This window comes from Enterovibrio makurazakiensis, from assembly GCF_050336585.1.
GTDB classification, from domain to species: domain Bacteria; phylum Pseudomonadota; class Gammaproteobacteria; order Enterobacterales; family Vibrionaceae; genus Enterovibrio; species Enterovibrio gelatinilyticus.
This window is the reverse complement of record NZ_JAKJSE010000021.1, coordinates 34,065-59,795: the sequence shown is the minus strand read 5'-3', so window position 1 is coordinate 59,795 and position 25,731 is coordinate 34,065. Positions and strand designations below refer to the sequence as shown.

Below are 25,731 nucleotides of genomic sequence, written 5' to 3'. Positions count from 1 at the left end.
TCAAACCCGTATGAAAAGAGAGGTAAGCGTTAACTTACCTGTTTCTTAAATAGCTCCCGGAAGACGGGGAAAATGTCTTCTGCTGAACGAATATTCTGCATAGCGAAGTTTTCATAGGCTTCATCAAGTGCTTCATATTCGCGCCAGAGGGTTTGGTGAGCACGGCGTGTAATTTCAATGTATGCGTAGTAGCGAGTCACTGGGAGCAGCTGTTTCTGTAACAACTCACGGCAACCTGGTGAATCGTCGGCCCAGTTATCACCATCCGAAGCCTGTGCGGCATAGACATTCCATTCATTCGACGGATAGCGCTCTTTAACAATGTCGTTCATCAAGCGAAGGGCACTCGAAACGATGGTGCCACCGGTTTCTTGCGAGTAGAAAAACTCATGTTCATCCACTTCTTTTGCTTGAGTGTGGTGGCGGATAAATACCACTTCCACGTTTTTATAAGTACGGTTGAGAAAGAGGTACAGCAAGATGTAAAAGCGTTTGGCGATGTCTTTGGTTGCTTGATCCATTGAACCCGATACATCCATAAGACAAAACATGACCGCTTGGCTGCTCGGTTGTGGTCGCTTCTCGTAATTTTTGAACCTTAGGTCAAACGTATCAATGAAAGGGACGGCTGCGATTTTATCTTTCAGCAGGTCAATCTCTTCTTGAAGTTGTTTTTCTTCTAAAGGCTGGGCGGGCTCTGAGCGTTTTAGCGCTTCGAGCTCTGCTTCCAGTTCTTTCAGTTTTCTGCGTTTCCCGGCACTCATTGCTGTTCGACGAGCCAGCGAGTTTTGCAGGGAGCGAACAATAGCGATATTGGAAGGAACACCGGTCGCTTTAAAGCCAGATCGGTGCGTTTTGTATTCTACCAGTTGGGTGATTTGATTTTTCTTCAGGTTCGGCAGTTCAAGGTCTTCGAACAACAAGTCTAGGTATTCGTCTTTGGAGATTTGGAAAACAAAATCATCCTGACCCTCACCATCAGGGCTTGCTTGACCTTCACCCGCACCACCTCCGCCGCCACCACCGGGTGGACGTTCGATGCGATCGCCTGTAATAAATTGGTCATTGCCAGGGTGGACAGCATCACGCTGTCCCCCTTTACCTTGTCGGAACGTTGGCTCTCGGATGTCACGAGAAGGGATAGTGATACTCTCACCACTATCCACGTCAGTGATAGAGCGTTGATTAACAGCGTCAGCAATCGACTCTTTGATCTGTCGTTTGTGACGGCGTAAAAAACGCTGTCGGTTCACTGTACTCTTGTTCTTCCCGTTGAGCCTTCGATCAATAAAATGCCCCATAAGCCCCCCGTATTTCGTTACTTCATTAACCGCCTGATTACGAAGACTTACGCACGCGCAGGTACCATTCAGACAAGAGTCGCACTTGCTTGCGGGTGTAACCTTTTTCCATCATTCGAGCGACAAAATCATCGTGTTTCTTCTGCTCCTCGGTCGAGGTTTTCGCATTGAACGAAATGACCGGTAGCAACTCTTCTGTATTGGAGAACATTTTCTTCTCAATAACAGTGCGGAGTTTCTCGTAGCTTGTCCAACCTGGGTTTCTGCCTTCGTTGTTGGCGCGAGCACGGAGTACAAAGTTCACGATTTCATTTCGGAAGTCTTTCGGATTACTGATACCCGCCGGTTTCTCTATTTTTTCCAGCTCGCTATTGAGTGCGGAGCGGTCAAACAGTTGACCGGTATCAGGGTCACGGTATTCCTGATCTTGAATCCAGAAATCTGCATAAGTGACATAACGGTCAAAGATATTCTGGCCGTACTCAGAATAGGACTCCAGATACGCGGTTTGAATTTCTTTGCCGATGAACTCGACGTATTTTGGAATCAAGTACCCTTTGAGATGCTCGAGGTATTTCTCTGCAAGATCTTGTGGGAACTGTTCACGTTCTATTTGCTGTTCGAGTACATAGAACAAGTGGACCGGGTTAGCGGCCACTTCTGAGTGGTCGAAGTTGAAGACGCGAGAAAGAATTTTGAACGCAAAACGCGTTGAAAGTCCGTTCATGCCTTCGTCGACACCAGCGTAGTCTCTGTATTCTTGGTACGACTTGGCTTTTGGATCGGTATCTTTCAGCGTCTCACCATCATAGACACGCATTTTCGAGAAAATACTCGAGTTTTCAGGCTCTTTTAGACGTGACAAGATACTGAATCTAGCAAGAATATCGAGCGTGCTCGGCGAGCAAGGCGCGGAAGACAACTCACTGTTTTGCAGTAGTTTGTCGTAAATCTTCATTTCTTCCGACACACGTAAACAGTAAGGCACTTTCACGATGTAAACGCGATCGAGGAAGGCTTCATTGTTTTTGTTGTTTCGGAATGTTTGCCACTCAGATTCGTTTGAGTGAGCGAGGATCATGCCATCAAAGGGAAGCGCAGAGAGACCTTCTGTCCCGTTGTAGTTGCCTTCCTGCGTCGCAGTAAGTAGCGGGTGCAGCACTTTGATGGGCGCTTTAAACATCTCTACGAATTCCATCAAGCCTTGGTTGGCTTTACACAATGCGCCAGAGTAGCTGTATGCATCGGGGTCATCTTGAGAGAAGTGTTCGAGTTGACGAATATCGACTTTACCAACCAGTGATGAGATATCTTGGTTGTTTTCATCACCCGGTTCCGTTTTCGCAACACCGACTTGATCAAGAATAGATGGACGGACTTTCACGACTTTGAACTTGCTGATATCACCACCAAATTCATGTAAACGTTTAGCGGCCCAAGGCGACATGATGGAACGTAAGTAACGTTGCGAAATGCCGTACTCGCTTTCTAGCAATGCGCCATCTTCTGTTACATCAAAGAGACAGAATGGGTGATCATTCACTGGGCTACGCTCACCATTAGCAGTGAGAATGTAGATAGGCACTTTCTGCATCAAGCTTTTGAGTTTTTCGGCCAGTGATGACTTACCGCCACCAACAGGGCCTAGTAAATAGAGGATCTGTTTACGTTCTTCTAGACCTTGTGCAGCATGCTTGAGATAGGAGACGATTTGTTCTATCGCTTCTTCCATCCCATAGAAATCTTCAAAGGTTTCGTATCGCGAGATGACGCGGTTTGAGAAAAGCCGGCTCAACCGCGGCTCGTGCGCGGTATCGATCATTTCTGGCTCCCCAATGGCCATCAACAAACGTTCGGCTGCATTGGCGTACACACTGCGATCTTCCCGGCATAGGTCCAGAAATTCGTGAAGGCTCAGCTCTTCGTCTTTAGATTCTTCGTATCGTTGACGATAGTGGTCGAATATACTCATGGTCCTGCCCCCTAAATCGTGCTGTTATCAATAAGAAAGGATAATGGCGCAGTCGCTTTCATATCCTTACCTTTTTAAGATTAGTAGCAACTGATCAAATTGCGTGGTTGAATTCGTTGTTTTTTCGATATTTTTCCCTTTTGTGATAAGGCTTTGTATTCAAGCTGTAACTTCCTCATCGCAATGAACTTATCAATACGAAGTGAATCACGCTTACGATTAATGCCTCGCTGATCTGTATTATTTTGTGGAAGCTATTGGGGGGAAAGGAACGAAATAGGGGAGGGGTATGGAAGTAACAAAGCCGAAACGGGGTGTGTTCCGGCTTAGAGTGTTGAGTATTAGCTTGTAATTATTGGCAAGCAATAACGGTAGATAATATGTGTTTATCACCTGCTTCCAATGAAACACTGCGGTCATGGACAGCAGATTCTACGCACACCATGGTTTCGTAGCTGTTGTCTGCCATGTCACCCATGCTGATAGACAAATCTTTCCATGGGTTCCAAACAACGACCGCATTATGGCCATGGTTGGTTACGGTAAGACGGCGTTGGTAGCCAAGATCTTCAACCACGACAGTTTCTTCAGCGTGTGTATAAATTCGATCAACTTCCTGATCAAACTCCGTGTTACCGCCGCTAGGGTGACGAACACCAGCCGCGATGTACTCATTGCCGAGTTGAGAAACGGTGGTTTTTGAGATATCACCAATATTTAGATAGGTATGAAGTGCGCCACCGACCAGAATGGGCGTGTTACCTGTGTTGGTAGAAACGAGGCTAACCTTCAGCGTGTCGCTGACCTCCATGATGATTTCCGCATGGAAAGCATGTGGCCACACATCATGAGTATCAGGCGAATCTGCCAGCGTGAGACTGATAATCACGCCATTTTCATTTTCTCTGTGCTCGTTGAGTGTCCACTCGCTGCTGCGTGCAAAGCCGTGTGACGGTTCTGCTGCTTTACCAAACCAAGGCCAGCAAACGGGAATACCGCCACGAATGGCTTTATTACCGCTAAAATCGGCTTTCTCACTCATCCAAATGACATCTTTTTTACCCGATGGCTGGAAACTAAGTACGTGAGCACCAAAAAGAGAAATGGCAGCCGTTGCTTTAGGGTGAATAACGCGGAGCACTTTAATGCCGTCAAGTTCGCAAACGGTGACATAGTCAGACAGGACAGCAGTGGTTGGAAGCTGATTAACATCCATGAAATTTGCCTTTTGAATCTGAAATTTAGATACAAAAAAGGCGGCCAATAAGCCGCCTTTTGTCACTCATGCCTTAAACAGGCAATCCGGAATGATTACTTAGAGATGTGAGCAATCAGGTCCAGAACTTTGTTTGAGTAACCGATTTCGTTGTCGTACCAAGATACAACTTTAACGAATTTGTCAGTCAGAGCAACACCAGCTTTAGCATCGAATACTGAAGTTTGAACTTCACCGATGAAGTCTTGAGAAACAACTTCGTCTTCAGTGTAGCCAAGAACGCCAGCCATCTCGCCTTCTGAAGCAGCTTTCATAGCAGCACAGATTGCTTCGTAAGTTGCAGGGTTCTTCAGGTTAACGGTTAGGTCAACAACAGAAACGTTTGCAGTTGGTACGCGGAACGCCATACCAGTCAGTTTGCCGTTTAGTTCTGGAAGAACAACGCCTACTGCTTTAGCTGCACCAGTTGATGATGGGATGATGTTCTGAGAAGCACCACGACCGCCACGCCAGTCTTTAGCAGAAGGACCGTCAACAGTCTTCTGAGTTGCTGTGGTTGCGTGAACAGTAGTCATCAGGCCAGATTCAATACCGAAGTTGTCGTTCAGTACTTTAGCGATTGGCGCTAGGCAGTTAGTTGTGCAAGAAGCGTTAGAAACGATGTCTTGGCCCGCGTAAGTGTCTTGGTTAACACCCATTACGATCATTGGGGTCGCATCTTTAGAAGGACCAGTCAGAACAACTTTCTTAGCACCAGCAGTGATGTGTTGGCGTGCAGTTTCGTCAGTCAGGAAGATACCAGTTGCTTCAGCAACTACGTCAACACCTACTGCATCCCACTGAAGTTCAGTTGGGTTACGCTCAGCTGTTACGCGAACGGTTTTACCGTTAACAACTAGGTTACCGTCAACCACTTCAACAGTGCCGTTAAAACGACCGTGAGTTGAATCGTACTTTAGCATGTACGCCATGTAATCTACGTCGATCAGGTCGTTGATTGCTACAACTTCGATGTCGTTACGCTCAACAGATGCACGGAATACGAAACGGCCGATACGGCCAAAACCGTTAATACCTACTTTGATAGTCATTATGTTGCTCCACAACTTTGATATCTAGTGAAAATGAAACTGGTAGTAAAATTACAGAATCAGTATCACCCATGCAAGTAAAAAACCCACCTAAATTGCTTAAAATCAAAAAACAGTACGGATTATTTCTACAGCACTAAACAAATTTTTGGTGTTTTACAGGGATTGTTGAAAATCATGTGCCACTTACTGACACGAGGGACTGCGCATAGTGTTGTTGATTCGTGTTTAATACTAACCAAAAAGTATGGGAAGAATATGTGCTTCAGTGCGTGCGAATATTGAGAATCACACGGAGATAGGGAACGTTGTGTTTTATGTCATTAAAAGACAAAAGAAAATGAAAGTTCATGCATATCGTGATGGGGTGGCTATTTTCGTTGGGTTGATGAAATATTTGCCGTTATCGGTATTGAAGTTGTGATGAAGTGGGCGATGCGAAGTGACTAAACTGGTACTCAATAGGATTTAGCGGTAAGAAAAGAGTGAGACGCAAAACTCCCAAGTTAGAGGAAGTCATGACGACCCATTCAGAAAAAAACTGGAAAGAAAGCCTTTCAGATGAAGCCTATAAAGTTTGTCGTTTAGGTCACACCGAAGCGCCATATACGGGTGAACTTCTACATCAACACAAAAACGGCTCGTATCACTGTGTATGCTGCGACGCTTTGCTTTTTGAATCGAATACAAAATTTGATTCTGGCTGTGGTTGGCCTAGTTTTGATGCTGCAGTTGAAGGTGCAGTGAAATACGTGGAAGACACTGGGCATGGCATGGTTCGAATCGAGATTCGTTGTGTGAATTGTGAAAGTCATCTTGGGCATGTATTCGACGATGGTCCGACAGCGACAGGCCAGCGTTATTGTGTGAACTCGGTTGCCATGACGTTCGATGAAACAGAAGATTGAGTGAGTAAGGCTTGCTCTAAGATGTTGAGTGGAAAAAGCGTGCACATTGCACGCTTTTTTATTGTTACTCTTTGATATCTAAGAATTGTCGTTGGAGGGGAGTGCGCCTAATTGGTGCAACATATTGGCATTGAAATCTCCCCCTTCGACCGCGGAAGCAATGTCATCCGCGATGTCTGCAATTTGGTGCCTTCTTGAATCTTCCATCGGGTATAGCAATTTGAGTTGCTGTTCTTTGGCAATGGCGAGCCCCATTTCACCGCCCACTAACGCCCACATGTATGCGTGATCGAGTTTTCCGATCGAGTGATTTGCCGTTGCGAGTGATTTGATGACGTCAGGGATGGTTTTTTCTTTCGTACTTCCACCGCGCCCATCATAGAAAGCGAGTGATTTCATGAGTAAATCAATGGTGTGTAATTTGTCCTTGTCAACGTAATAAGTCGCCAGACCAAGCTGCATTTCAGGCGAATCAAGGTATTCGGTTTCTTCCAATTTCAGAAACTGCTCGAGAGCGTCTTGGTCACCTTGGGTCCATCGATAATATATGATGGATGGTTGATAAGAGTTTTTGAGTTCTTGTTCTAGTCTTTCAATCTCATCATAAGCATGGAAAAGCGCTTCGGTGCGTAGGGTCTTCTTGGATTTTAGTGTGGTTGTTTCAATTTGGGCAGCAGACTCCATACACTTGGCGTATTTCTTTGTGAGCTGTAATTCGTCAAATTTATTGAGGTCAGAAGGCTTCTTAACCACATCAAAACGAAGCCAAATCAGGTCGGTTCTCTCGTGGCGACATTGGCCGTCATTGACGTTTAACTTTTCACATATTTGAGGGTAATTCTCGCAAAGCTGCGCACTACTTCGGTTGCTTTCAAAGCACCCAGACAACAGCAAGGTACTAAATGCGGCAATTGCCACTTTGATTGGAAGTGTAATATGACCTTTATTCATAATGGCTGAGGCTCTTTCGTCGCTGTCTCTCATTTATGTCGAGTGACTTATAACATAAACACCTACTATCAGTTTATCTTCATTTCTCGAGTTTTGCGTGAGTCCACAGACATAAAAAAGACCAGCATAAAAGCTGGCCTAAGTTTTTAAGAGGGTTCGTCACACAAGATCGGCACCAGTATATGTGACGGTTTCTGCATCTGTCCAAATTGTGACTTTGTCATTTGTGGCGCTGTCTATAAATACATAGGACTGTAGATCAGCCGCTTGGGTTGCATTGATTCCCATTTTTTCGAGCATTGCAGGCGTGATAAATGCGTTAACCGGAGCGGAAGCGTTATATTGCCAACGGTCACCCGTGACATCAAAGGTATCGTCGCCGTCACCGAGCCACGCAATAAATCCCTGCCAGTCACTATTGTCGGTAGCATCTGATTTGGCATCTATCTGATGGGCGTTGACTGTGATGGTTTGATCGCCACTATCACCCAATACCGACTCTACTCCTGCAATGACATTGCCAGTGACACCTGGCGTGCCTTGGTAGAGTTCACCTGTGAAATCGGCATGTGTCTCCCCAAAAACGTGCAAAGTATCGAATCCTGTTTTGGCATCGTAAATTTGCAGATTAACTTGTTGTCCGCCACTCAGCGTTTTTATTTGGCCTTGAAAGTCGTTACTGTCAAAAACAAACGTGTCGGAGTGGGTGCCGCCTTTGAGTCTGTCTTGGCCTTCTTGACCATCAAGGTAGTTATCTGCACTGAACCAACCTCCAAAGAGGTAGTCATTGCCGTCACCACCGAGCAATGTGTTGGAACCTAGATTGCCAAAGATGGTATCGTCACCGTCACCACCGTCTAAGTAGTCATTACCAGTATGGCCTCTTAGGGTGTCGTTTCCGTCGCCACCGTAGATCTGATCGTCACCTGCATTGCCTCGCAGGTCATCGTTGCCATCGCCGCCATAGATCTCGTCATCACCCGAGCCACCGAAGACCCGATCATCGCCGCTCTCAGCACTGATGTAGTCATCCCCTTGATCGCCACGAATAAAGTCGTTACCTGTGCCAGCCCAGACTTCATCGTCGCCATCGCCGGCTCGTATGGTGTCATCACCATTTTGTCCTTCGATATAATCGTGACCGGAACCTGCTAGTAAGGTGTCATCTCCATTTCCACCCCACAATTCGTCATCGCCAGCCCCACCTTCAAGTTTATCGTCACCATTTTGACCATACAGCTTGTCGTCGCCAGCGCCGCCATGAAGGTGGTCTTCACCGTTTCCGCCCCATGCCGAATCGTTCCCATCGCCACCAGAGATGATGTCATSGCCGTCACCACCGACGATGTAGTCATCTCCACCTTCGCCGTAGAGCTCATCATCACCATCATAGCCATACAAGGAATCGTCACCATGGGTTGCTGTGTTGCTGTCAATTTCTTTGACTGTAATGCTGACTTTAGAAGGGGGGATGTTTGTATCGACGGAATTCAGGTCTAAGGGTGTCCACGCGAATGATGATAGATCGGTTGATGGGATGGTAAAGAAAACGAGTTTGGCGCCACCTGCCACATTAATATCTAGCGCTGATCCGCGCTCTGCAAGGTCAACGTAATTAACAATGATATCTTTGCTGATCACGTTGCCTGATGCGTCAACTATGGCATAACCAAGGCTCTTCTCTTCGGTTGACGCAAAATTAAAGTCAGAAAGAGTGACAGAAATAAATGTGTCGCTTTGAATGTCATAACTGCCATCAGGATTGGATGTTAGGCTTTGAACCTCAGAGGAAGAAGAATCACCGAAAATGATATCATCACCGTCGTAGCTGCGAAGCGTATCGTCGCCAAGAAGGCCGTAGATCTCGTCATCGCCAGCTGTACCTATTAGGTTGTCAGCTGAATTGCCGCCTGTAATGGTGGACATGATAGATTACCTTGTTGATTGGGCTTTAAATCAAAAACACTGAGCGATACTGAGCTCAAAAAGTGAGGGCAACGTGATGCCTTCACTGGATTATCAAAAAGCAGGTACCGCTATTGATGCGATTTCACTGCAACTTGATTGGGCTTGGACCTCATCGGGTGACAAATTGGCAAAACCTTTGGATTTGCTCAAGCAAGAAAGTGCGCATTCATTATAAAATCAGTACTATTAGACAAGTATATTTGCATGATGCCGAACCAAAGCATGGCAAAAGTATGTTTTGAAGCATGATGAAAGATTGGTCGTTATTTTTGAAGTTGTTGGGCGTTTTGTTTTAAATACTCTGAAATGGTATGGATTAACAGACAAATATGCTTGAAAGTCAGACAAGGAATCCGAGGAACGAAAATGGATATTGAACAGTTGTTGTCCAGCATTACCCCTGATGCTTATGAGCGTTTGAGCTACGCCGTTGAAACAGGAAAATGGCCTGAAGGGACTTCTCTTACGCAGGAGCAACGTGACCATGCCATGCAGGTTGTGATGCTTTATCAATCTCGCCACAATACGGAACCTCAGCACATGACAGTGGCTGCGGGGGGCGACATTACGTTGAAGTCAAAAGCAGCACTTAAACGTGAGTTCTCAAGCAATCAGGAAACCATTGTTCAAACAAACGTCAACAACGACTAGTACGAACGACTGATATAAAAAAACGGCATTTATGCCGTTTTTTTTGTGCCCAAAATGCTAGCTAGCATCATCTAGAAGGTTAGCGTCTAGAGGGTTAGCTCTCCGCGAAGGTCTTGTTGAAGCAAGTTGCGGACATTTTCCATTGGCAAGTCTTGGCTCAACAGATAGTGCAATTTTGCTAATGCCGCTTCTGGGGTCATGTCGTATCCGCTAAGTACCCCTGCTTCCGCCAAGGCACAGCCAGTTGCATAACCTCCCATGTTCACCTTGCCGGCGAGACACTGCGTGAGGTTGAGCACGATCACGCCACGGTTTGTGGCTTCCCTTAATAGCCCTAACAGTTCTTTGTTTTGCGGGGCGTTACCCACACCAAACGTTAACAATATCATGGCGTTAACGGGTTGTTTAAGTGCATTGCTGATCACGTCTGGCGAAATTCCTGGGTACATCATGATGATGGCAACAGGCTGCTCAGTGATGGTATGAACTTTGAATTCACCTTCTGGTTTTTTATCAATTTCAGCACCGTGAAGCTGAATGTTGATTCCAGCCTCAAGCAATGAAGGCAAGTTAGGTGATGTAAAGGCATTAAAGCCATCAGCGTGAGATTTGGTGCTGCGGTTGCCGCGAAGCAATTGGTTGTTGAAGAACAGAGTCACTTCGTTAATCGGGTAGTTAGCCGCGATATGCAGAGAGTTCAATAGGTTTGCTTGCCCATCGGAGCGCAATTCTGCCAGTGGAATTTGTGATCCTGTCACGATCACTGGCTTGTCCAAATTCTCCAGCATGAATGACAACGCTGACGCAGTGTATGCCATGGTGTCGGTACCATGCAAAATCACAAAGCCGTCATAGTTGTCATAGTTATCACGAATGTCGTCAGCGATACGCTGCCATTCTGCAGGCGTCATGTCTGCTGAATCAATCAGCGGTGCGTATTCGTGAATCGTGAATTCAGGCATCTCTGGACGATGGAATTCCGGCATCTGTTTCAATTGCTGTTGCATGAAGCCAGAGACGGGAATGTAACCTTGCTCTGATTTCAGCATGCCGATCGTGCCGCCAGTGTAGGCGATATAAATGTGTTTTCTTTCCATCTTCACAAATTCAATGTTGCCGAGGTCGTGGCGGCATTATACGTACCAGAGGCGCGAAAAAAACCCCGGCGCTTGCCGGGGAGTTCTCAGTTCTCGTAATAACTGCAATTTGGACAAAGCGCGTATTGTCCATTTGGGTCATTGAAGTTATTTAAGGTGTTTATTTCGTTCACGGCGGTGTTAGCGAACTGTTGCACTATCGGTGATAGCTTCACGTTCATGCCAAGCTCAAACTTCACCATGACTTGATTGACAAAGTCATAGATGAACTGCTGCGCTGGGGTGAGTGGTTCTTCAAGCCAGTTAAGTGAATAGTCTTCAAGTTGCGCTAATTCTGCAGCCACGGCAATCGCATCATCAAAGTCACCTAACTGATCGACTAAGCCGCGCTTCATTGCGTCATAACCTGTCCAGACTCGGCCTTGCGCCACGTTATCGACATCTTCAATTGAGAGATTACGCTGGCTTGCAACAAGACCGATAAAGCGCTGGTAGCCGTTCTCAATTCCCAGTTGCATGATGTCTGACACGCCCTCTGGAAGCGCTCGTGTAACACCGACGCCGGCAAACGGGGTCGTGCCGATACCATCGTTGTAAACGCCGTATTTAGCGAGTGCATCTTCAAACGTGGTTAAAATACCAAAGATGCCAATCGAGCCGGTAATCGTGGTAGGTTGCGCGAGAATACGATTCGCGCTGGTCGAAATCCAATAACCGCCAGATGCTGCGACACTCGACATAGAAACAACAACGGGTTTACCTGCTTCTTTCAGGGCTTCTACTTCGTTGCGAATCACTTCAGAGGCAAAAGCACTACCCCCAGGGCTATCAACACGAAGCACGACCGCTTTTACTGCATCGTTGAGGCGTGCATCTCGAAGCAGTGCAGCGGTCGTGTCTCCACCCACTGTGCCTTCAGATTCAAAGCCATCGACAATAGCGCCGCTAGCAACAACAACAGCAATTTGTTCGGCTTTAGGCATATTGAACTGAAACGAAGAGTAATCGTACATGCTCACGTAGTTAAAGCTGTCCTCTCCATCACTGCCGAACTTCTCCGCAAGTTTCATGCGAATTTGTTGACGGGTTAGCAGTTCGTCCACCAAACCTAGTCGTTGAGCGAGAAGTGCAAAATCGCCGTTGGCTGCTTTTAGCTCTTCGAGCAGGGTTTCAGTATTCGGCGATAAGCGATTAGCATCAATGTCGCGATTGGAAGCAACATCTTCGACAAAAGCACCCCAAAGTTGGTTTAGCCAAACCGCGTTGGACTCTCGTGCCTCTTCTGACATTTCTGTGCGGGTATAAGGTTCAACGAAAGACTTATAGGTACCAACGCGAAATACGTGAGTGGTAATGTCTAGCTTTTCCAATAGGTCTTTAAAGTACAGATTGTAAGTACCATAACCACGTAGCAATACGGCGCCATCAGGTGCCATGTAAATATCATCTGCGTAGCTCGCCAGATAGTACTGACTTTGGTTGTAGTGACCACCAATGGCAACAACAGGCTTACCAGTGGCCTTGAATTCATTAATGGCTTTTGCGATGTAGCGCAACTTGGTGAGGCTGGTTTCAGACATATCTGACAAGCTCAGCACCATACCGTTAATGTTATCGTCCTTTGCGGCGTCGCGAATTTGTTCAACAATATCAAAGAGGACATTTTCGAACTCGACTTGCTGACCAAACAGATTGCGCGTAGCAAAATCGTAAGGATCGATTCTACGTTGCTTTTCTACGATGGGGCCTGAGATATCGAGCAACAGCGCCTGAACCGGTTGTTCAACGGGTTCTTGCTTTGCGACGTAATCGTCCGTCATGACGTAATAGATCATGACAAAAATGGCGATGAAGAGCAGGTTCAACACCAATTGACGTGCGAAACCTAAAAGCTTCCAGCACCATTTCAGAACATTTCCTAGAAATTTAAAAAGCGTTTTCATTTGTTTACCCAGCTTCTTTGCATGTCTGTAATCGTAACCAATCCTGTTTGGATAACCTAGCTTTGATTTATGTTGTAAAAATGTAAACAAACGTTTGAAACTTCTGTTTGACGGGTTTATGGTTGTCTCATCAGAATAAAAATGACGATGGAAGCGTAGATAATGAACTTGCCGTACCCTCACTTACTCGCGCCACTGGATCTTGGTTTTACGCAATTGAAGAATCGCGTACTCATGGGGTCAATGCACACAGGTCTAGAAGAATCGAACGACGGTTTTAAAAAGCTAGCAGCCTTCTATGCCGAACGGGCTAAGGGTGGTGTGGGTTTGATTGTGACTGGGGGCTTTTCACCTAACTTCCGAGGGCGTTTACATCCACTGAGTGCGCAATTTAGTAGTGGTCGCGCCGCTCGTGCTCACCGCACGATCACGGACTCTGTGCACCAACATGGCGGAAAAATCGCCTTACAATTGCTCCATGCTGGGCGTTATGCCATGCACCCTCTCGCTGTGAGTGCATCAGCCACTAAATCACCGATTTCGAAGTTTGCACCGTCAGCAATGAGTGAGCGACAAATCTTAGGCACAATAAAAGATTTCGCTAAAAGTGCTGAATTGGCCCGTGAGGCGGGTTATGACGGCATTGAAATTATGGGGTCTGAGGGATATTTGATTAATCAGTTCATCTGCGCTCGGTCAAATACCCGTTACGACGGCTGGGGTGGTAGCTACCAAAACCGTGTACGTTTTCCCATCGAGATTGTGAAAGCGGTGCGTGAGCGAGTCGGTCATGATTTCATTATTATTTTCCGCCTCTCAATGCTTGATCTGGTTGAGCAGGGGAGTACACATGACGAGGTGGTTGAACTGGCGAAAGCACTTGAAGCTGCTGGTGTGACCATTCTAAACACGGGCATTGGTTGGCACGAAGCCCGTGTGCCCACGATTGCAACACAAGTTCCGCGCGCTGCATTTAGCTGGGTAACCGAACGATTGAAAGGCGAGGTATCCATTCCTCTGGTTTCGTGTAACCGGATCAATACGCCTGACGTAGCGGAAAACATTCTGTCGAGTGGTCAGGCTGATATGGTTTCTATGGCTCGTCCATTTTTGGCTGATGCGGAATTTGTTAACAAAGCAGAGCAAGATAAAGCTGATGACATCAATACGTGCATTGCATGTAATCAGGCATGTTTAGACCATGTGTTTAAGGGTAAGCGCGCAAGCTGCTTGGTTAACCCTCAGGCATGTTACGAAACCGAGTTGGTCATTTCGCCTGCAGTGAATAAGCGACGAGTCGCCATCGTCGGCGGTGGTATGGCTGGAATGTCCTGTGCGGTGACTGCGGCTGAACGAGGCTTTGATGTGGTGCTGTTTGAGAAAAATGCCGTGCTTGGGGGGCAGTTTAATCTGGCAATGCAAATTCCCGGCAAAGAAGAGTTTCAAGAATCTATTCGTTACTTCACACGAAAAGTGTCGCAATTCAACATTGATGTAAGACTCAATCAATCTGCCGATGCTGACACCTTGAAAGAGTTTGACGAAGTGGTAATTGCCACAGGCGTGAAACCGCGAATGCCTGCTATTGAAGGTATTGACCATCCTAAAGCGATCGATTACCAAACGCTTATTCGTGATAAGCCAGAACTGGGTGACCGCGTTGCTGTAATTGGCGCAGGTGGTATAGGCATTGATGTCGCGACCATGATTACCGAACCACAAGATCACACCTTGGAAGATTGGTTGAAAGATTGGAGTATCGACCAAAGTTTGTCTCACGAAGGTGGGCTATTACCGCAGCCACATTATGTTGCTCAACGTCAGGTTTGGTTGTTGCAACGTAAGACGGGAAAAGTGGGTAAAGGGCCAGGTAAAACAACGGGGTGGATACATCGCAAAACACTCGAGAAGCGTGGCGTCGAGCTGTTAGGTGGGGTGAGTTACGAGAAAATTGATGATGCGGGTTTGCATATTACACTAGAAGGCCAGCACCATATTCTGCCCGCCGACCATGTAATAATTTGTGCGGGGCAAGAGTCCGTGAATGAGCTCGTCGCGCAACTCGACGGGCTGGGTAAGCAAGCACACATTATCGGTGGTGCAGAAAAAGCGGGCGAACTTGATGCGAAGCGAGCTATTCGTCAAGGTGTCGAACTCGCTATCTCTTTGTAGTTTATGCTCAGTGAGTTCTTACTGTTCACTTAATCCCACATAACCCGAATGGAGTTGTTCCTTCGGGTTTGTGTTATTTTGGGTGCAACAAACGCAAATTATCGTAATCAATATTGGGGCTCTCATGGACGCATTACACTTACTGACTCAACGTCGTTCTATTCCTCGTTTATCTGCACCGGCTCCCGAAGGGGAAGCTCTGGAAAATATGCTGGCTGCTGGGCTACGAGCACCTGATCATGGTGCGCTAACCCCGTGGGAGTTTGTTGTGGCAGCAGGGGAGGGCCTGGATAAGCTTTCTGCTATCTTGAAAAATGCAGCGCAAGCTGACAATGAAGAGAGCGCAGTGATAGAGAAAGCGGCGAACTCTCCTTACCGTGCCCCAATGGTTATCACTGTTATTGCTCGCACCAAGCATCACGACAAAGTTCCTTTGATTGAACAACACATTTCAGCAGGCTGTGCAGCGCAAGCCATGCAGATGGCTGCCGTTGCTCAAGGTTTTCAAGGGTTTTGGCGAACGGGGAAATGGGCATATCATGCCGCTGTTCGCGAATCGTTTAATGTTGCTGGTGATGATCAAATCGTTGGTTTTCTCTATGTCGGCACGCCAGATTGTACGCCTGCAAATGCGCCGAAACGCGATACTAGCAAATACGTTTCCTATCTCTGATTTCGTTAGTATTCAAGCTCGCAATTAACTGGATAAATATCCAGTTAATTGTTGTTAACCCCCTTTATTTTCGCTAAATTGTCAGCAATAGATCCGTAAACTGGTTTCCCCATGGCCCGACTCTTTATTGCAGAAAAGCCCAGCCTAGGCCGCGCCATCGTTGCAGCACTGCCTAAACCTCATAAAAATCACGAAGGCTATGTTCAAGCTGCCAATGGCGACACTGTCACATGGTGTATTGGTCATCTTCTTGAGCAGGCTGAGCCTGACGCCTACGATGAAAAGTACAAGACTTGGCGATTAGACGACTTACCCATTCTTCCTGAACCTTGGATTCTCAAACCGAGAAAGTCGGCGGCAAAACAGCTGACTGTCGTGAAGAAATTGTTGAAGCAATTTGATGATATTGTTCACGCGGGTGACCCTGATAGAGAAGGTCAACTGCTGGTGGATGAGGTGTTTAGTTTTGCTAAATTGCCTGAAGCGAAGAAGCAGCGGATTCAACGCCTCTTGATCAATGATCTCAATGTGTCAGCAGTGAAGAAAGCGCTGTCGGTCATGCGAAGCAACTTAGATTTCGTGCCGCTTTCGGTATCAGCCCTTGCTCGCTCTCGAGCTGATTGGCTTTATGGCATGAATATGTCACGGGCTTATACTCTGCTAGGGAAACAGGCCGGTTATCAAGGCGTCCTGTCGGTTGGACGCGTGCAAACGCCGGTACTCGGTTTAGTTGTTCGTCGCGATCGAGAGATAGCGGCATTTGTGCCAAAGCCGTTTTATCAGTTGGATGCAGTGATTCCTTATCAGGGCAATGAGATTTTCGCGCGCTGGCAACCCAGCGAATCTTGTCAGCCGTGGCAGGATGATGAGGGGCGCGTTTTATCGCGAAAGCTTGTTGAAAACGTTGCCCAGCGAGTTGCTAACCAACCCGCCACTGTGGTGGTGTCTGAACGCAAAGGAACAAGGCAAGCTCCTCCGCTTCCTTACAGTCTCTCTGCACTGCAAATCGATGCGGCCAAGCGCTTTAACATGAGCGCCGCGGATGTGTTGGCCTGCTGTCAGTCTTTGTACGAAAAACACAAGGTGATCACCTACCCACGTTCAGACAGTCGCTATTTACCAAAAGACCACCTAAAAGAAGCGTCAGCGGTGACATCGGCAATTGGTAAAACTGCCCCCTCATTGAGCGACGCAGTAAAAAATGCCAACTTGTCGCTTAAGTCAAAAGCGTGGAATGACAGCAAAGTTGAAGCGCACCATGCCATTATTCCTACGGGGAAAAGTAGCCAAGTCTTGAGTGGCAGAGAGAGAGATGTCTACGAACTGATTGCTCGCCAATATCTGATGCAATTTTATCCTTCCGCAGAGTATGTTGAAGCGAAATTGGATTTCGAGATTGCCGGAGGCATTTTTGTCGCCAAAGGAAAGCAGTTGACGCTTCCTGGGTGGCGTCAACTGCTGACACGCGATAACGCATCGCAAAAAGAAGATATTGAAAGCCAAGTTCCCGCACTGGATAAAGGAACCGTGCTGACGTGCCATCGTGGGGAAATCAAAGATTGTATGACCGAGCCGCCACGACATTTTACTGAAGCCACATTACTGCAAGCGATGACGGGGATCGCCCGTTTTGTGAAAGAGGCGGCGCTGAAAAAAATACTCAGAGATACGGATGGACTCGGTACAGAAGCGACGCGTGCAGGTATTCTCGAGTTGTTATTTAAGCGAGGTTTGCTCTCTCGTGAAGGAAAGCAAATTAGGGCGACTACGTCAGCATGTGGCCTTATTGATGCGTTACCTGAAAAATCAGCGTATCCCGATATGACGGCGCATTGGGAAAGACAGCTTCAAGATATGGCAGATAAAAAAGGGACATATCAGCCCTTTATGGCGGCGTTGGAGTCGGAGCTGGTGGATTTGATGGCATCGGTAAGAAAAGGCCCAGTGCCGGACAGTTTGCGCTCGCTACCTTCACAGCCAAATCCGTTCAAAAAACGAAAAGGAAGCGGAGCGTCTAAACGTAAACGTTATAAAACAAAAGCCTGATTTTTACCGCTACTTTTAGCTTCGTAAAGCGCCACATCAGCATCAATGAATAATTGTTGCTGATTGTTGGGTTTGTCAGGAATACAGGTTTTCCCTCCCGCGCTGATAGTGACATAGGGTGCGATGGGCGAGGCACCATGAGGGATTTGTAGTGAAGAGACAGCCTTTAATGCTCGCTCTGCAACGGTTTTTGATTCCGCTTTGGTAATACCAGGAAGCAAGAATACAAATTCTTCACCGCCAAATCGCGCGAGGGTAGCACCGGCTCTTCGCTCAACGTGACTCAAGGCTTCAGCCACTTGAGCGAGGCACTTGTCACCTAACGCGTGGCCGTACATGTCGTTATATTGTTTGAAATGGTCAATATCAACGATCAATATGGTCAGAGGCGTTTGGTAGCGCATGGCTCTTCGCCACTCTTCTTCGAGCTTTTCATCAAGCATGCGACGGTTAGGGATTTTAGTCAGGCTGTCTTCACGAGAGATTTGATTAAGGCGACGATTGACTTCTTCTAGCTGCGCGGTACGGTCGGCGACGCGCTGCTCTAGCGATTGATTGAGAGACTTCAGTTGGTCTTGAGCATGTCGCTGGATCAAATGTTGTGACATGGTCACGCCAAGCAATTTCAAGAGCTCGCAATGGTAGCTTTTCAACGGTGTTCCCGTGATAAGGTTATCGCAGGCAATCCACCCAATTGGCTCATCCCCATCCCACAATGAAATGGTCGCGTTCCAGCCTGTACCGACTTCTTTGCTGTCGTGGAAAAGAGGAACATCTTCGTTGATGGTTATGTGCTGTTTTTTATCGAGCGTTGTTTTTGCATGATAGTGTTCGTAGATCGCGGTGCAATACCATTGCTCATTCGTCACTGTTCCATGGATATCAGTGCCGTACGTCCCACGCATCAACCCGGTATGGGTGTTGATAAGAAATATGGCCATTCGGTCGAAATCAAGCGCGTGAATACACTCATAAACTGCAGTGTGGAGCATGTTGTCGAGAGAGTGTGAATGCCACAGGCGTAGCGAGATTTTGTGCAAAATATGTAGCTGTTCTAACAATCCTTTTTGCGAACTCACTTCTTGAATGCGTTTCTCTTCTGTTTTTTGGTGCTGCGTCCTTTCCAACAAAAAGGCTTGTTGTTGAAGGTGACTATCCAATGCGCCGGAGAGCAACAGTGACAGCATCTCGCAGGCATGAGGGTCAGCCGGAAAAGAAAACGGCGTGGTCAAAATCAGGGCACCATAAGAACCGCCCCTAATCTTTAATGGTATCAGTTGATAGGAAAGGTCGTCATTAGCACTCGTGTTTTTGAGCGTTGAGAGTCGAGCCAGTAGATCGATATCGCGATTGCATGCAGGCGCCATTGGCGTGAATAGCTGAAAGTGTTTTGGCTTGATATCAGCTAATTGTAACCATTCGTCTTGCTGCTCGTCACGAATCATCAGTTGACAGCGTGCATCAGGAAACTGCGTAGTGAACGCATGCCCAAGTGCAAGACAGAAATCATTTATATCTTTCTGTGGACAAATAGCTTGCCCTACCGTGAGGCAGAATGCGTAATCCAGAGCAATCATGCTCTACGACTCCCTATATAACTGACGAAAACGTGATTTTGGTTCTATTCTTTTTCGGCAGTATGACAGTAAATTTACTGATAACTGTCTGAATTTATATCATCTTCGACAGACGTCACAAGTGACCATTGTAGGTTGTGATGGGGATAAAATGTTTTTTCTAGATGCACTGGTTGCCCGTTATACGCTGGAAGGTTCACGAGATAAAGCTATGAACTATAGGCAAAAATACAGCCAACCAATGTCATCAAGAATAAGAACCATTTAAGAGTATTAGGATTAGCTTTAATAGCAAACTTAACCGCCAACCAAGCACCGACCATTGATCCGATCGCGAGCAATAGACCAGGCAGCCAAAGAATAAGATCGTGCCAGATGAAAATGACAAGAGACACTGACGTGAAGGCGAGCGTACAAACGAGTTTGAGGGCATTCCCTCGCACTAAATCATAACGCAATGTCCCGCAGAGAGCGGCAAGTAACACAAAACCAACGCCTGCTTGAACAAATCCGCCATAGAAACCTGCAATGAGTAATCCAATCCAAGATGAAGGCGTGTCTTTGACTAAACGAAAAGGTTCATCAGCCTGCGGGCTGACGAGGCTAGGCTTGATGAGCATGATGAATGCCATCAACAGCATGGTGCCAAGAAGTAGAGGCTTAATGATGCTTGAGGGAAGCCAAGCCGCCGCTATCGCACCCGTTGCACCGCCAATGAATGTTGGAATGAGAATGGCCACGAGGTCAGTACTTTCAAGGCGCTTATGGTGGCGAAACCCTGCAACGCCAGACACGCTTTGCATGAGTACACCAACGCGATTTGTCGCATTGGCAACTTCAGCGGGCATACCAAGCACAATAAGGGCGGGTATGGTTAGGTTTGACCCTCCACCAGCAAGAGTGTTGATGATGCCAGCAACAAAGCCAAGTACGATCAGTAGTGCGCCAAACTCGATAGAGACGTCCATTTCGCCATCCAGATAAATGTTGGAAGTAGGATACTATCGGAGAAAGTACCAACGAAAAAGCCCGCAGCAAAAAAGCGGCGGGCTCTCAATAAATGGTCGGATATACTGGATTCGAACCAGTGACCCCCACTCCCCCAGAGTGGTGCGCTACCAAGCTGCGCTAATATCCGATTTTGTTGCTCTGAGTTGCAACACTTAAAAAATAAGGTTGAGGGCAACAAACGAGAATGACTCGTTTAATAGCTTCTGTTTGAACGTCAACGGATTAGATGGCGTGATATAGACAGACTCTATACAAATCATGGTACGAATACATGATTTCAGTGTCAATCATCTTTCTATAATAAAGGCGAGTGTTTCAACCATTTGGCAAAAAAAAGGCAGCCACTTGTGCTGCCTTATGCATCAATTTTGTTCGGGGTGGTAGAATCTTTTTAGCTCATGCATAACTTGCATAAGAACCGACAACTGAGGCTTTCCTTCTGGTTGTAACTTGTAGTTACTGTCGTAAATTCGGTAGTTACCGAATTTATCGACAACCGTGGTTTTGTCTGGTTGAACGACAACAATATCACGGCTATCACCGGCGATTACCCATCTGCGTGGCTTGTCTGCCAATTCAAACAGGTTACGGCCGCTAGTGTACATTTCAGACGGACTGTCTGTCGCAAGCATGGACTCCATTAAGGTTGGAACAATGTCTAAATGCGAGCTGTAGACATCCACGTTACGAGCTTCTCGGTTTGGCCAATGGATAACCATAGGAACCTGCAACTGGTACTTGCTGTAATTGGTGTTTGCGCCCCAACTGTTTGATCCGGTTTCATTGAATTCGGTACCGTGATTGGCGGTGACAACGACAATGGTGTTATCAAGTTGACCGTTGGCTTCCAGCGTGTCAAATAGCTCACCTAACAAGCCATCGACATAGTATGCGGCGTTGTTATAGCTGTTTTTTAAAACTAAGGTTGTGTGTTCGCCTACGCTGGCTAAGTCGTTGTCGAGCGACGGCTGGAACGGGCTATCGTAATCACCACCTTGTTCATATTCGGTGACGCTTTTTAGTTCAAGATAAGCAAACCAAGGTTTTGTGCTATTGCCCTGCTTGATCCATGTGTCGAGGTTGTCTGCAGCCATATGGTCAGCAACCCATGTTTCTTCAGACACGACATCTTTGACGCCATTAAGGTGTTTGCCAAAGATGCTTTGATAATAAATTGGGTTTTCAAAATTGTCGGCGCTGAAGAGGCCGAAGCGATACCCTTTCTTCTCGAGCGTGTCTACGAGTAGAGGGCTAAGACCTTCTGTTCGTGCACTTTGTGCATAGCTGCCAGGCAAGCCGTAAAATAGGCCAAACAGACCCGCCATCGCATCATTACTGGAACTGTAGTGATTAGAATACGTGACGTTATCTTTACTAAATTGACTCAAGTTCGGCATCACGACAGGGTCGAGCATGTCAGAGCGCAAGCTATCAACCATCACAATCAATAAGTTTTGATTATGGTTTGAAGCATCGGCAGCAAATGAGATTTTTTCTAATGGATAGCGAATGACTTCGCTTTCTTGATTGCCCAACTCGTCTCGACGACGCTGATATTCTTGGCGATCAAGTAGGCCATATTTTTCCATGAAGGTTTTCGCCGTCATGGGATAGGAAATAGGGAAGTTGGAACGTTGTGCCGTGACTGGGCTGTATAAGAACGCATCTGCCCAGATATGGATAAGATGGCTTCCAATGAAGCATACGGCAAACACACTAGCGATAGGCACGCCCACGCGCTTGCGAGACAGTTTTCGAAGCTTACGCCAAACCCATTCCGACATGGCGATTTCTAGCAGGAATATCGCAGGAACAACAACAAACAGATACTGCCAATGAGCATTCATGTCTGTTTTTTCACCGCTAAGCAGCAGTTCCCAAACTAAGGGGTTTAAATGGAGATGCAGGGTTTCAAAGGCGTAGATGTCCAGCAGCAAGACTGTCATGCCAGCTGTCGAAACGAGCACGGCAAACAGCCTCATCAGTCGTTGATACGGAATGAGGAAGCTTGCCGGGAAGATCACCAAAATGTAGACGGCAAAAACCAGAAAACCGAAGTGACCAATCCAGGTCAACAACTGATAGGTTTGTCCGATCAATGTCTCGGGCCAGCCGGATTGCACTATGTAGCGCGTCCCCAGCAACATGGCTGCGATAATATTGAAAAAACTAAACCAGTGTCCCCAGCTAATCAGCTGTGACACTTTATCCTTGTACGTATTTCCGCTGTCTACCATAAAGGCTAATTCTTCTCTTTATTTTGCAACGCGTAAGTTTTCGACGCGGTCTTATTACTCTGTATCGATAGAAGACAGCAGAGCTTGAGCAAATTTTTCCGCAATGACTTTTCGCTGCGCAGCTGGCAGGTTGTTATTCATCAGATTAGTAGCGATGTTACCCACCACCATCAGCGAAAGGTCAGTCGAAGCTTTGTGCTTTTCAAGTACATTGACCACATCGCTCAGGATCTGTTCAACGTTTTTATCTTGATATTTAGAAGTAACAGGCATAGAAACTCTTGTCTTGTGTCAGCAGAAGCCGCGTATAATACCTCACACTTTAGTCTGACGAAAAATGTTTTCAATTATGAGCCTCACGCTTTCAAACGTTATTCTTCATCAACTTAAAAAAGATGGCGAAGATTCATTGGTCGTGCACCTGAGAGATCAGATGCTAACTCATTCACCTTCAACGGAAAATTTGATCAGCGAGATTCATCGCGTCTATAACGCAAAAGCTGGAAAAGGCTTTGGCCAATTTGCTGAAGAAAGCGATGTTGCAAGCTGGTTGAAAGCATGTAGAAAGCAAGAACTCGATTTTCTGTCATTTTCTTCGCAGTCCGCCGAGCGATTAAAAACCGAATTATCTAAGTATCCATTTGCTGATGAAGGGGTGTTGGTTATTGCCGAGTACCGTTCATTGGCGACAGAGTATTTGTTCATTGGTTTGTTAGAGTCCAAAGCGAGCATGAAAGTCACGGACGAACTGGAGATCAGTTCTACGGATTACCTCGATGTGGCCAAAATGGATATTGCTGCTCGTATCGATCTGTCTACGTGGGAAACTGACGCGCAGTCGAATCGCTATCTCACCTACATCAAAGGTCGTGTGGGTCGTAAAGTGGCTGACTTCTTCTTGGATTTCATGCAAGCAGAAGTTGGTATGGATACCAAGCAACAAAACTTGGTGTTGATGCAAGCGGTGGAAGATTACTGCGCGGATTCTCGTCTTGAAAAAGAAGAGAAACAAGAATACCGCAAGCAAGTATATGACTATTGCAATGGTCAGCTTCAGTCGGGCGATGAAGTTATCGTCAAAGAATTGGCAGGTGAGCTTCCTAAGAATGAGCAAGGCGTCGATTTCTACCAGTTTGCTTCCGAGCAAGGGTATGAGTTGGAAGAAAGTTTTCCAGCCGACAGAACTGCTATGCGAAAACTGACGAAATTCGTTGGTGGTGGAGGTGGCCTGTCTATTAATTTTGACAGCATGTTGCTAGGAGAGCGTGTTTTCTATGACCAAGATACTGACACCTTAACGATAAAAGGCACGCCACCGAATTTGCGTGATCAGTTAATGCGTCGCTTAAACACAGAAGATTAGATTCGACAAATAGACGATATTGGGTAGACCGTGCATACGCCTCACTGCGCAACTTGCGAAAGGGGTGTATGCGCTATCTTACAAGTTTTGTCTTTTATGTTTGCAAACTAAGACATATTGCCTAGATTAATTATAAGTGTCGTAAAAATGACGCTTCCCGTGGAGAGCGGGAGTGGAAGTCGCTTCGAGAAAGTAGGTAAACGGTAAAATTAATGCACAGGAAATCATTGTGACGCCACTTCCAATACTGAATCAAATTAGCAAACGACTCATGCTCATTGGACGTCAGAGAACGGCAAAGAATTGGATATCTTTGTTGCTTTGGTGCGGTTTTGTTGTGTCGTTCACCTATGCGTTTTTTTCCTATTCGGATATGAAGCATACCAAAGGTCATGCTACGCATATCGTCAAGTTAAACAATGCAGCGCAACAACTTCGTCAAACTGTTTCAGCGTCAATGTTGAATCAAGATAATGAACGTAAGAATCTCGAGAAAGAAGTTCAGCATTTTCGCTATTTGTTGCTTAGAACAAAGTCACACACGATAGAAGATCGATGGGATGACATTCAACATACGTTGCTTGAAGCCGACGCTTTTGTTGAAAACGTCGACAATTTATTGGCGTCAATTTATGCAGTATCCAAAGTGACTGAGCAATTAAAGCAATTAATAGACTCCCAAACCTCCCCTGAATTGGCCTCAATCTATCAATCGATTGGTACTTACTTGTTGTTTGAACTTCATGGCTTCAACAACGAAGACGATTCAGGTCGTATCGGACGCTTTAACCGGTACTTAGCGGATGTTGAAGACCAGTTGGCGGCACTAGATAACAGCACCGAACAAGTGCAACTTTATGCGTTATACACCAGTTTAGAGCGTATTAATCGTCAATTAGAAAGTGTTGATGAAGTCATTAATCATAAGTTTGTTCGCTCAATGACGCAGCAGCAAGCCTATTGGACAACGCAGGTGATTGAGCGATTAGATACGACGATTTCAATGCTATTTTGGGCGTTTGGTTTGTTGTTCGCACAGGTATTGCTTCAATATCGCGCTCAAGGTAGCGGGCCTGATAAGACGGAAGCGAAACCATCCGTCAAAGAAAGCAGTGCGGACGCCCTAGCACCCTTTAAATATGTTGAGCCGTCAGAACCATTGTTTGATGCCAGCGTTCTGCATGAGCAGTTAGATGGTGATAAAGATGCCATTGAGTCCGTATTGACCATGTTTGTGGCTGAGCACCAAGGTGATGCGGGCCACCTTGAAAAGCATATTAGTCAAGGTCAGACTGCGCGTGCTCGCTCGTTGATGCATAACCTCAAAGGCGTGTCGGGCAATATTGGTGCGTTAGCATTGCAAGACTTTTGTACCCATGCTGATGCAAAACTTAGAGAGGGACAATTGCTTGATATTCTTGTTGTTAAGCAATTTCAAAAGCTGCTGAGTTTGACTATTCAAGCTGTTCTGAAAGAGATGGAGCAATCTCATAAAGCTATTGTATCTTGAGGGTCTTGCGTGTTTGTAAAGGATTTGCCTTGGTATAAAACGAT

Annotated in this window: 20 protein-coding genes and 1 tRNA gene; 8 read left to right on the top strand and 13 right to left on the bottom strand. The window is 46.4% G+C overall.

The window, feature by feature from the left end:
• Positions 1-29: 29 nt before the first annotated feature.
• The 4 genes from L4D06_RS16495 to gap all read right to left on the bottom strand — a co-directional run bounded on the left by L4D06_RS16495 (position 30) and on the right by gap (position 5,580).
• Complete coding sequence (locus tag L4D06_RS16495) at positions 30-1,301, bottom strand: YeaH/YhbH family protein (protein WP_429740457.1); 1,272 nt, start codon at positions 1,299-1,301, stop codon at positions 30-32.
• A gap of 37 nt (positions 1,302-1,338) precedes the next feature.
• Positions 1,339-3,273, bottom strand: a complete 1,935-nt coding sequence (locus L4D06_RS16490; protein WP_028022854.1) for a PrkA family serine protein kinase — start codon at positions 3,271-3,273, stop codon at positions 1,339-1,341.
• 352 nt (positions 3,274-3,625) lie between these two features.
• Positions 3,626-4,489, bottom strand: a complete 864-nt coding sequence (locus L4D06_RS16485) for a D-hexose-6-phosphate mutarotase (protein ID WP_429740456.1) — start codon at positions 4,487-4,489, stop codon at positions 3,626-3,628.
• A 95-nt stretch (positions 4,490-4,584) separates the two neighbouring features.
• Positions 4,585-5,580: a type I glyceraldehyde-3-phosphate dehydrogenase gene (gap, locus tag L4D06_RS16480; RefSeq protein WP_274165113.1), complete on the bottom strand. Its 996-nt coding sequence runs from the start codon at positions 5,578-5,580 to the stop codon at positions 4,585-4,587.
• Between the two features lie 518 nt (positions 5,581-6,098).
• Here gap and msrB point away from each other — a divergent pair.
• Positions 6,099-6,488, top strand: coding sequence for a peptide-methionine (R)-S-oxide reductase MsrB (gene msrB / locus L4D06_RS16475; protein ID WP_274165114.1), 390 nt, complete (start codon positions 6,099-6,101; stop codon positions 6,486-6,488).
• A gap of 78 nt (positions 6,489-6,566) precedes the next feature.
• Here the strand turns inward: msrB and L4D06_RS16470 are convergent, their stop codons facing one another.
• Together L4D06_RS16470 and L4D06_RS16465 are read right to left on the bottom strand one after the other, a co-directional pair.
• Positions 6,567-7,439 carry a DUF2989 domain-containing protein gene (locus L4D06_RS16470; protein WP_429740455.1) on the bottom strand — a complete coding sequence of 291 codons (873 nt, stop codon included), beginning with the start codon at positions 7,437-7,439 and terminating at the stop codon, positions 6,567-6,569.
• 159 nt (positions 7,440-7,598) lie between these two features.
• On the bottom strand, positions 7,599-9,365 hold the full coding sequence (locus L4D06_RS16465) for a calcium-binding protein (RefSeq protein ID WP_429740454.1): 1,767 nt from the start codon (positions 9,363-9,365) through the stop codon (positions 7,599-7,601).
• 73 nt (positions 9,366-9,438) lie between these two features.
• On the opposite strand from L4D06_RS16465, the gene L4D06_RS16460 reads away from it, so the two are divergent.
• Complete coding sequence (locus L4D06_RS16460; protein WP_429740453.1) at positions 9,439-9,582, top strand: hypothetical protein; 144 nt, start codon at positions 9,439-9,441, stop codon at positions 9,580-9,582.
• Between the two features lie 191 nt (positions 9,583-9,773).
• The gene (locus L4D06_RS16455; protein WP_274165118.1) at positions 9,774-10,058 is read left to right on the top strand and encodes a YeaC family protein; all 285 of its coding nucleotides are present in this window, start codon (positions 9,774-9,776) and stop codon (positions 10,056-10,058) included.
• An 86-nt stretch (positions 10,059-10,144) separates the two neighbouring features.
• Here L4D06_RS16455 and ansA read toward each other — a convergent pair whose 3' ends face one another.
• On the bottom strand, positions 10,145-11,155 hold the full coding sequence (ansA, locus tag L4D06_RS16450; RefSeq protein ID WP_274165119.1) for an asparaginase: 1,011 nt from the start codon (positions 11,153-11,155) through the stop codon (positions 10,145-10,147).
• A gap of 86 nt (positions 11,156-11,241) precedes the next feature.
• Positions 11,242-13,098: a signal peptide peptidase SppA gene (sppA, locus tag L4D06_RS16445; protein ID WP_274165120.1), complete on the bottom strand. Its 1,857-nt coding sequence runs from the start codon at positions 13,096-13,098 to the stop codon at positions 11,242-11,244.
• 162 nt (positions 13,099-13,260) lie between these two features.
• On the opposite strand from sppA, the gene L4D06_RS16440 reads away from it, so the two are divergent.
• The 3 genes from L4D06_RS16440 to L4D06_RS16430 all read left to right on the top strand — a co-directional run bounded on the left by L4D06_RS16440 (position 13,261) and on the right by L4D06_RS16430 (position 17,989).
• Positions 13,261-15,270 (top strand): FAD-dependent oxidoreductase, encoded by a 2,010-nt coding sequence (locus L4D06_RS16440; protein ID WP_429740452.1) that lies wholly within the window; start codon positions 13,261-13,263, stop codon positions 15,268-15,270.
• Between the two features lie 124 nt (positions 15,271-15,394).
• Complete coding sequence (locus L4D06_RS16435) at positions 15,395-15,943, top strand: NAD(P)H nitroreductase (protein WP_429740451.1); 549 nt, start codon at positions 15,395-15,397, stop codon at positions 15,941-15,943.
• A 111-nt stretch (positions 15,944-16,054) separates the two neighbouring features.
• A complete protein-coding gene (locus tag L4D06_RS16430) occupies positions 16,055-17,989 on the top strand; it encodes a DNA topoisomerase III (protein ID WP_429740450.1) in 1,935 nt (644 codons plus the stop codon).
• Here the strand turns inward: L4D06_RS16430 and L4D06_RS16425 are convergent.
• The 5 genes from L4D06_RS16425 to L4D06_RS16405 all read right to left on the bottom strand — a co-directional run bounded on the left by L4D06_RS16425 (position 17,971) and on the right by L4D06_RS16405 (position 23,087).
• Entirely contained in the window at positions 17,971-19,566 is a 1,596-nt protein-coding gene (locus L4D06_RS16425) for a diguanylate cyclase domain-containing protein (RefSeq protein ID WP_429740449.1), read from the bottom strand. The genes L4D06_RS16430 and L4D06_RS16425 overlap by 19 nt on opposite strands.
• Before the next feature lie 209 nt (positions 19,567-19,775).
• A complete protein-coding gene (locus tag L4D06_RS16420) occupies positions 19,776-20,534 on the bottom strand; it encodes a sulfite exporter TauE/SafE family protein (protein ID WP_274165125.1) in 759 nt (252 codons plus the stop codon).
• Between the two features lie 93 nt (positions 20,535-20,627).
• Positions 20,628-20,704 (bottom strand) — tRNA-Pro (locus L4D06_RS16415).
• A gap of 235 nt (positions 20,705-20,939) precedes the next feature.
• A complete protein-coding gene (locus L4D06_RS16410) occupies positions 20,940-22,814 on the bottom strand; it encodes a DUF3413 domain-containing protein (RefSeq protein ID WP_429740448.1) in 1,875 nt (624 codons plus the stop codon).
• A 54-nt stretch (positions 22,815-22,868) separates the two neighbouring features.
• A complete protein-coding gene (locus tag L4D06_RS16405) occupies positions 22,869-23,087 on the bottom strand; it encodes a YejL family protein (protein ID WP_028022839.1) in 219 nt (72 codons plus the stop codon).
• A 76-nt stretch (positions 23,088-23,163) separates the two neighbouring features.
• Here L4D06_RS16405 and yejK point away from each other — a divergent pair, with 76 nt between their 5' ends.
• The gene (yejK, locus tag L4D06_RS16400; protein WP_429740447.1) at positions 23,164-24,177 is read left to right on the top strand and encodes a nucleoid-associated protein YejK; all 1,014 of its coding nucleotides are present in this window, start codon (positions 23,164-23,166) and stop codon (positions 24,175-24,177) included.
• 229 nt (positions 24,178-24,406) lie between these two features.
• The gene (locus L4D06_RS16395; protein ID WP_429740446.1) at positions 24,407-25,687 is read left to right on the top strand and encodes an Hpt domain-containing protein; all 1,281 of its coding nucleotides are present in this window, start codon (positions 24,407-24,409) and stop codon (positions 25,685-25,687) included.
• The last annotated feature ends 44 nt before the right edge of the window (positions 25,688-25,731 follow it).

What these genes read in the sequence shown, in the direction of transcription:
- ansA (WP_274165119.1), bottom strand. Translation starts at nt 11,155, where the DNA reads ATGGAAAGAAAACACATTTATATCGCCTACACTGGCGGCACGATCGGC.
- L4D06_RS16470 (WP_429740455.1), bottom strand. Translation starts at nt 7,439, where the DNA reads ATGAATAAAGGTCATATTACACTTCCAATCAAAGTGGCAATTGCCGCA.
- L4D06_RS16425 (WP_429740449.1), bottom strand. Translation starts at nt 19,566, where the DNA reads ATGATTGCTCTGGATTACGCATTCTGCCTCACGGTAGGGCAAGCTATT.
- L4D06_RS16430 (WP_429740450.1), top strand. Translation starts at nt 16,055, where the DNA reads ATGGCCCGACTCTTTATTGCAGAAAAGCCCAGCCTAGGCCGCGCCATC.
- L4D06_RS16485 (WP_429740456.1), bottom strand. Translation starts at nt 4,489, where the DNA reads ATGGATGTTAATCAGCTTCCAACCACTGCTGTCCTGTCTGACTATGTC.
- L4D06_RS16435 (WP_429740451.1), top strand. Translation starts at nt 15,395, where the DNA reads ATGGACGCATTACACTTACTGACTCAACGTCGTTCTATTCCTCGTTTA.
- L4D06_RS16490 (WP_028022854.1), bottom strand. Translation starts at nt 3,273, where the DNA reads ATGAGTATATTCGACCACTATCGTCAACGATACGAAGAATCTAAAGAC.
- gap (WP_274165113.1), bottom strand. Translation starts at nt 5,580, where the DNA reads ATGACTATCAAAGTAGGTATTAACGGTTTTGGCCGTATCGGCCGTTTC.
- sppA (WP_274165120.1), bottom strand. Translation starts at nt 13,098, where the DNA reads ATGAAAACGCTTTTTAAATTTCTAGGAAATGTTCTGAAATGGTGCTGG.
- L4D06_RS16495 (WP_429740457.1), bottom strand. Translation starts at nt 1,301, where the DNA reads ATGGGGCATTTTATTGATCGAAGGCTCAACGGGAAGAACAAGAGTACA.
- L4D06_RS16420 (WP_274165125.1), bottom strand. Translation starts at nt 20,534, where the DNA reads ATGGACGTCTCTATCGAGTTTGGCGCACTACTGATCGTACTTGGCTTT.
- L4D06_RS16455 (WP_274165118.1), top strand. Translation starts at nt 9,774, where the DNA reads ATGGATATTGAACAGTTGTTGTCCAGCATTACCCCTGATGCTTATGAG.
- yejK (WP_429740447.1), top strand. Translation starts at nt 23,164, where the DNA reads ATGAGCCTCACGCTTTCAAACGTTATTCTTCATCAACTTAAAAAAGAT.
- msrB (WP_274165114.1), top strand. Translation starts at nt 6,099, where the DNA reads ATGACGACCCATTCAGAAAAAAACTGGAAAGAAAGCCTTTCAGATGAA.
- L4D06_RS16405 (WP_028022839.1), bottom strand. Translation starts at nt 23,087, where the DNA reads ATGCCTGTTACTTCTAAATATCAAGATAAAAACGTTGAACAGATCCTG.
- L4D06_RS16410 (WP_429740448.1), bottom strand. Translation starts at nt 22,814, where the DNA reads ATGGTAGACAGCGGAAATACGTACAAGGATAAAGTGTCACAGCTGATT.
- L4D06_RS16440 (WP_429740452.1), top strand. Translation starts at nt 13,261, where the DNA reads ATGAACTTGCCGTACCCTCACTTACTCGCGCCACTGGATCTTGGTTTT.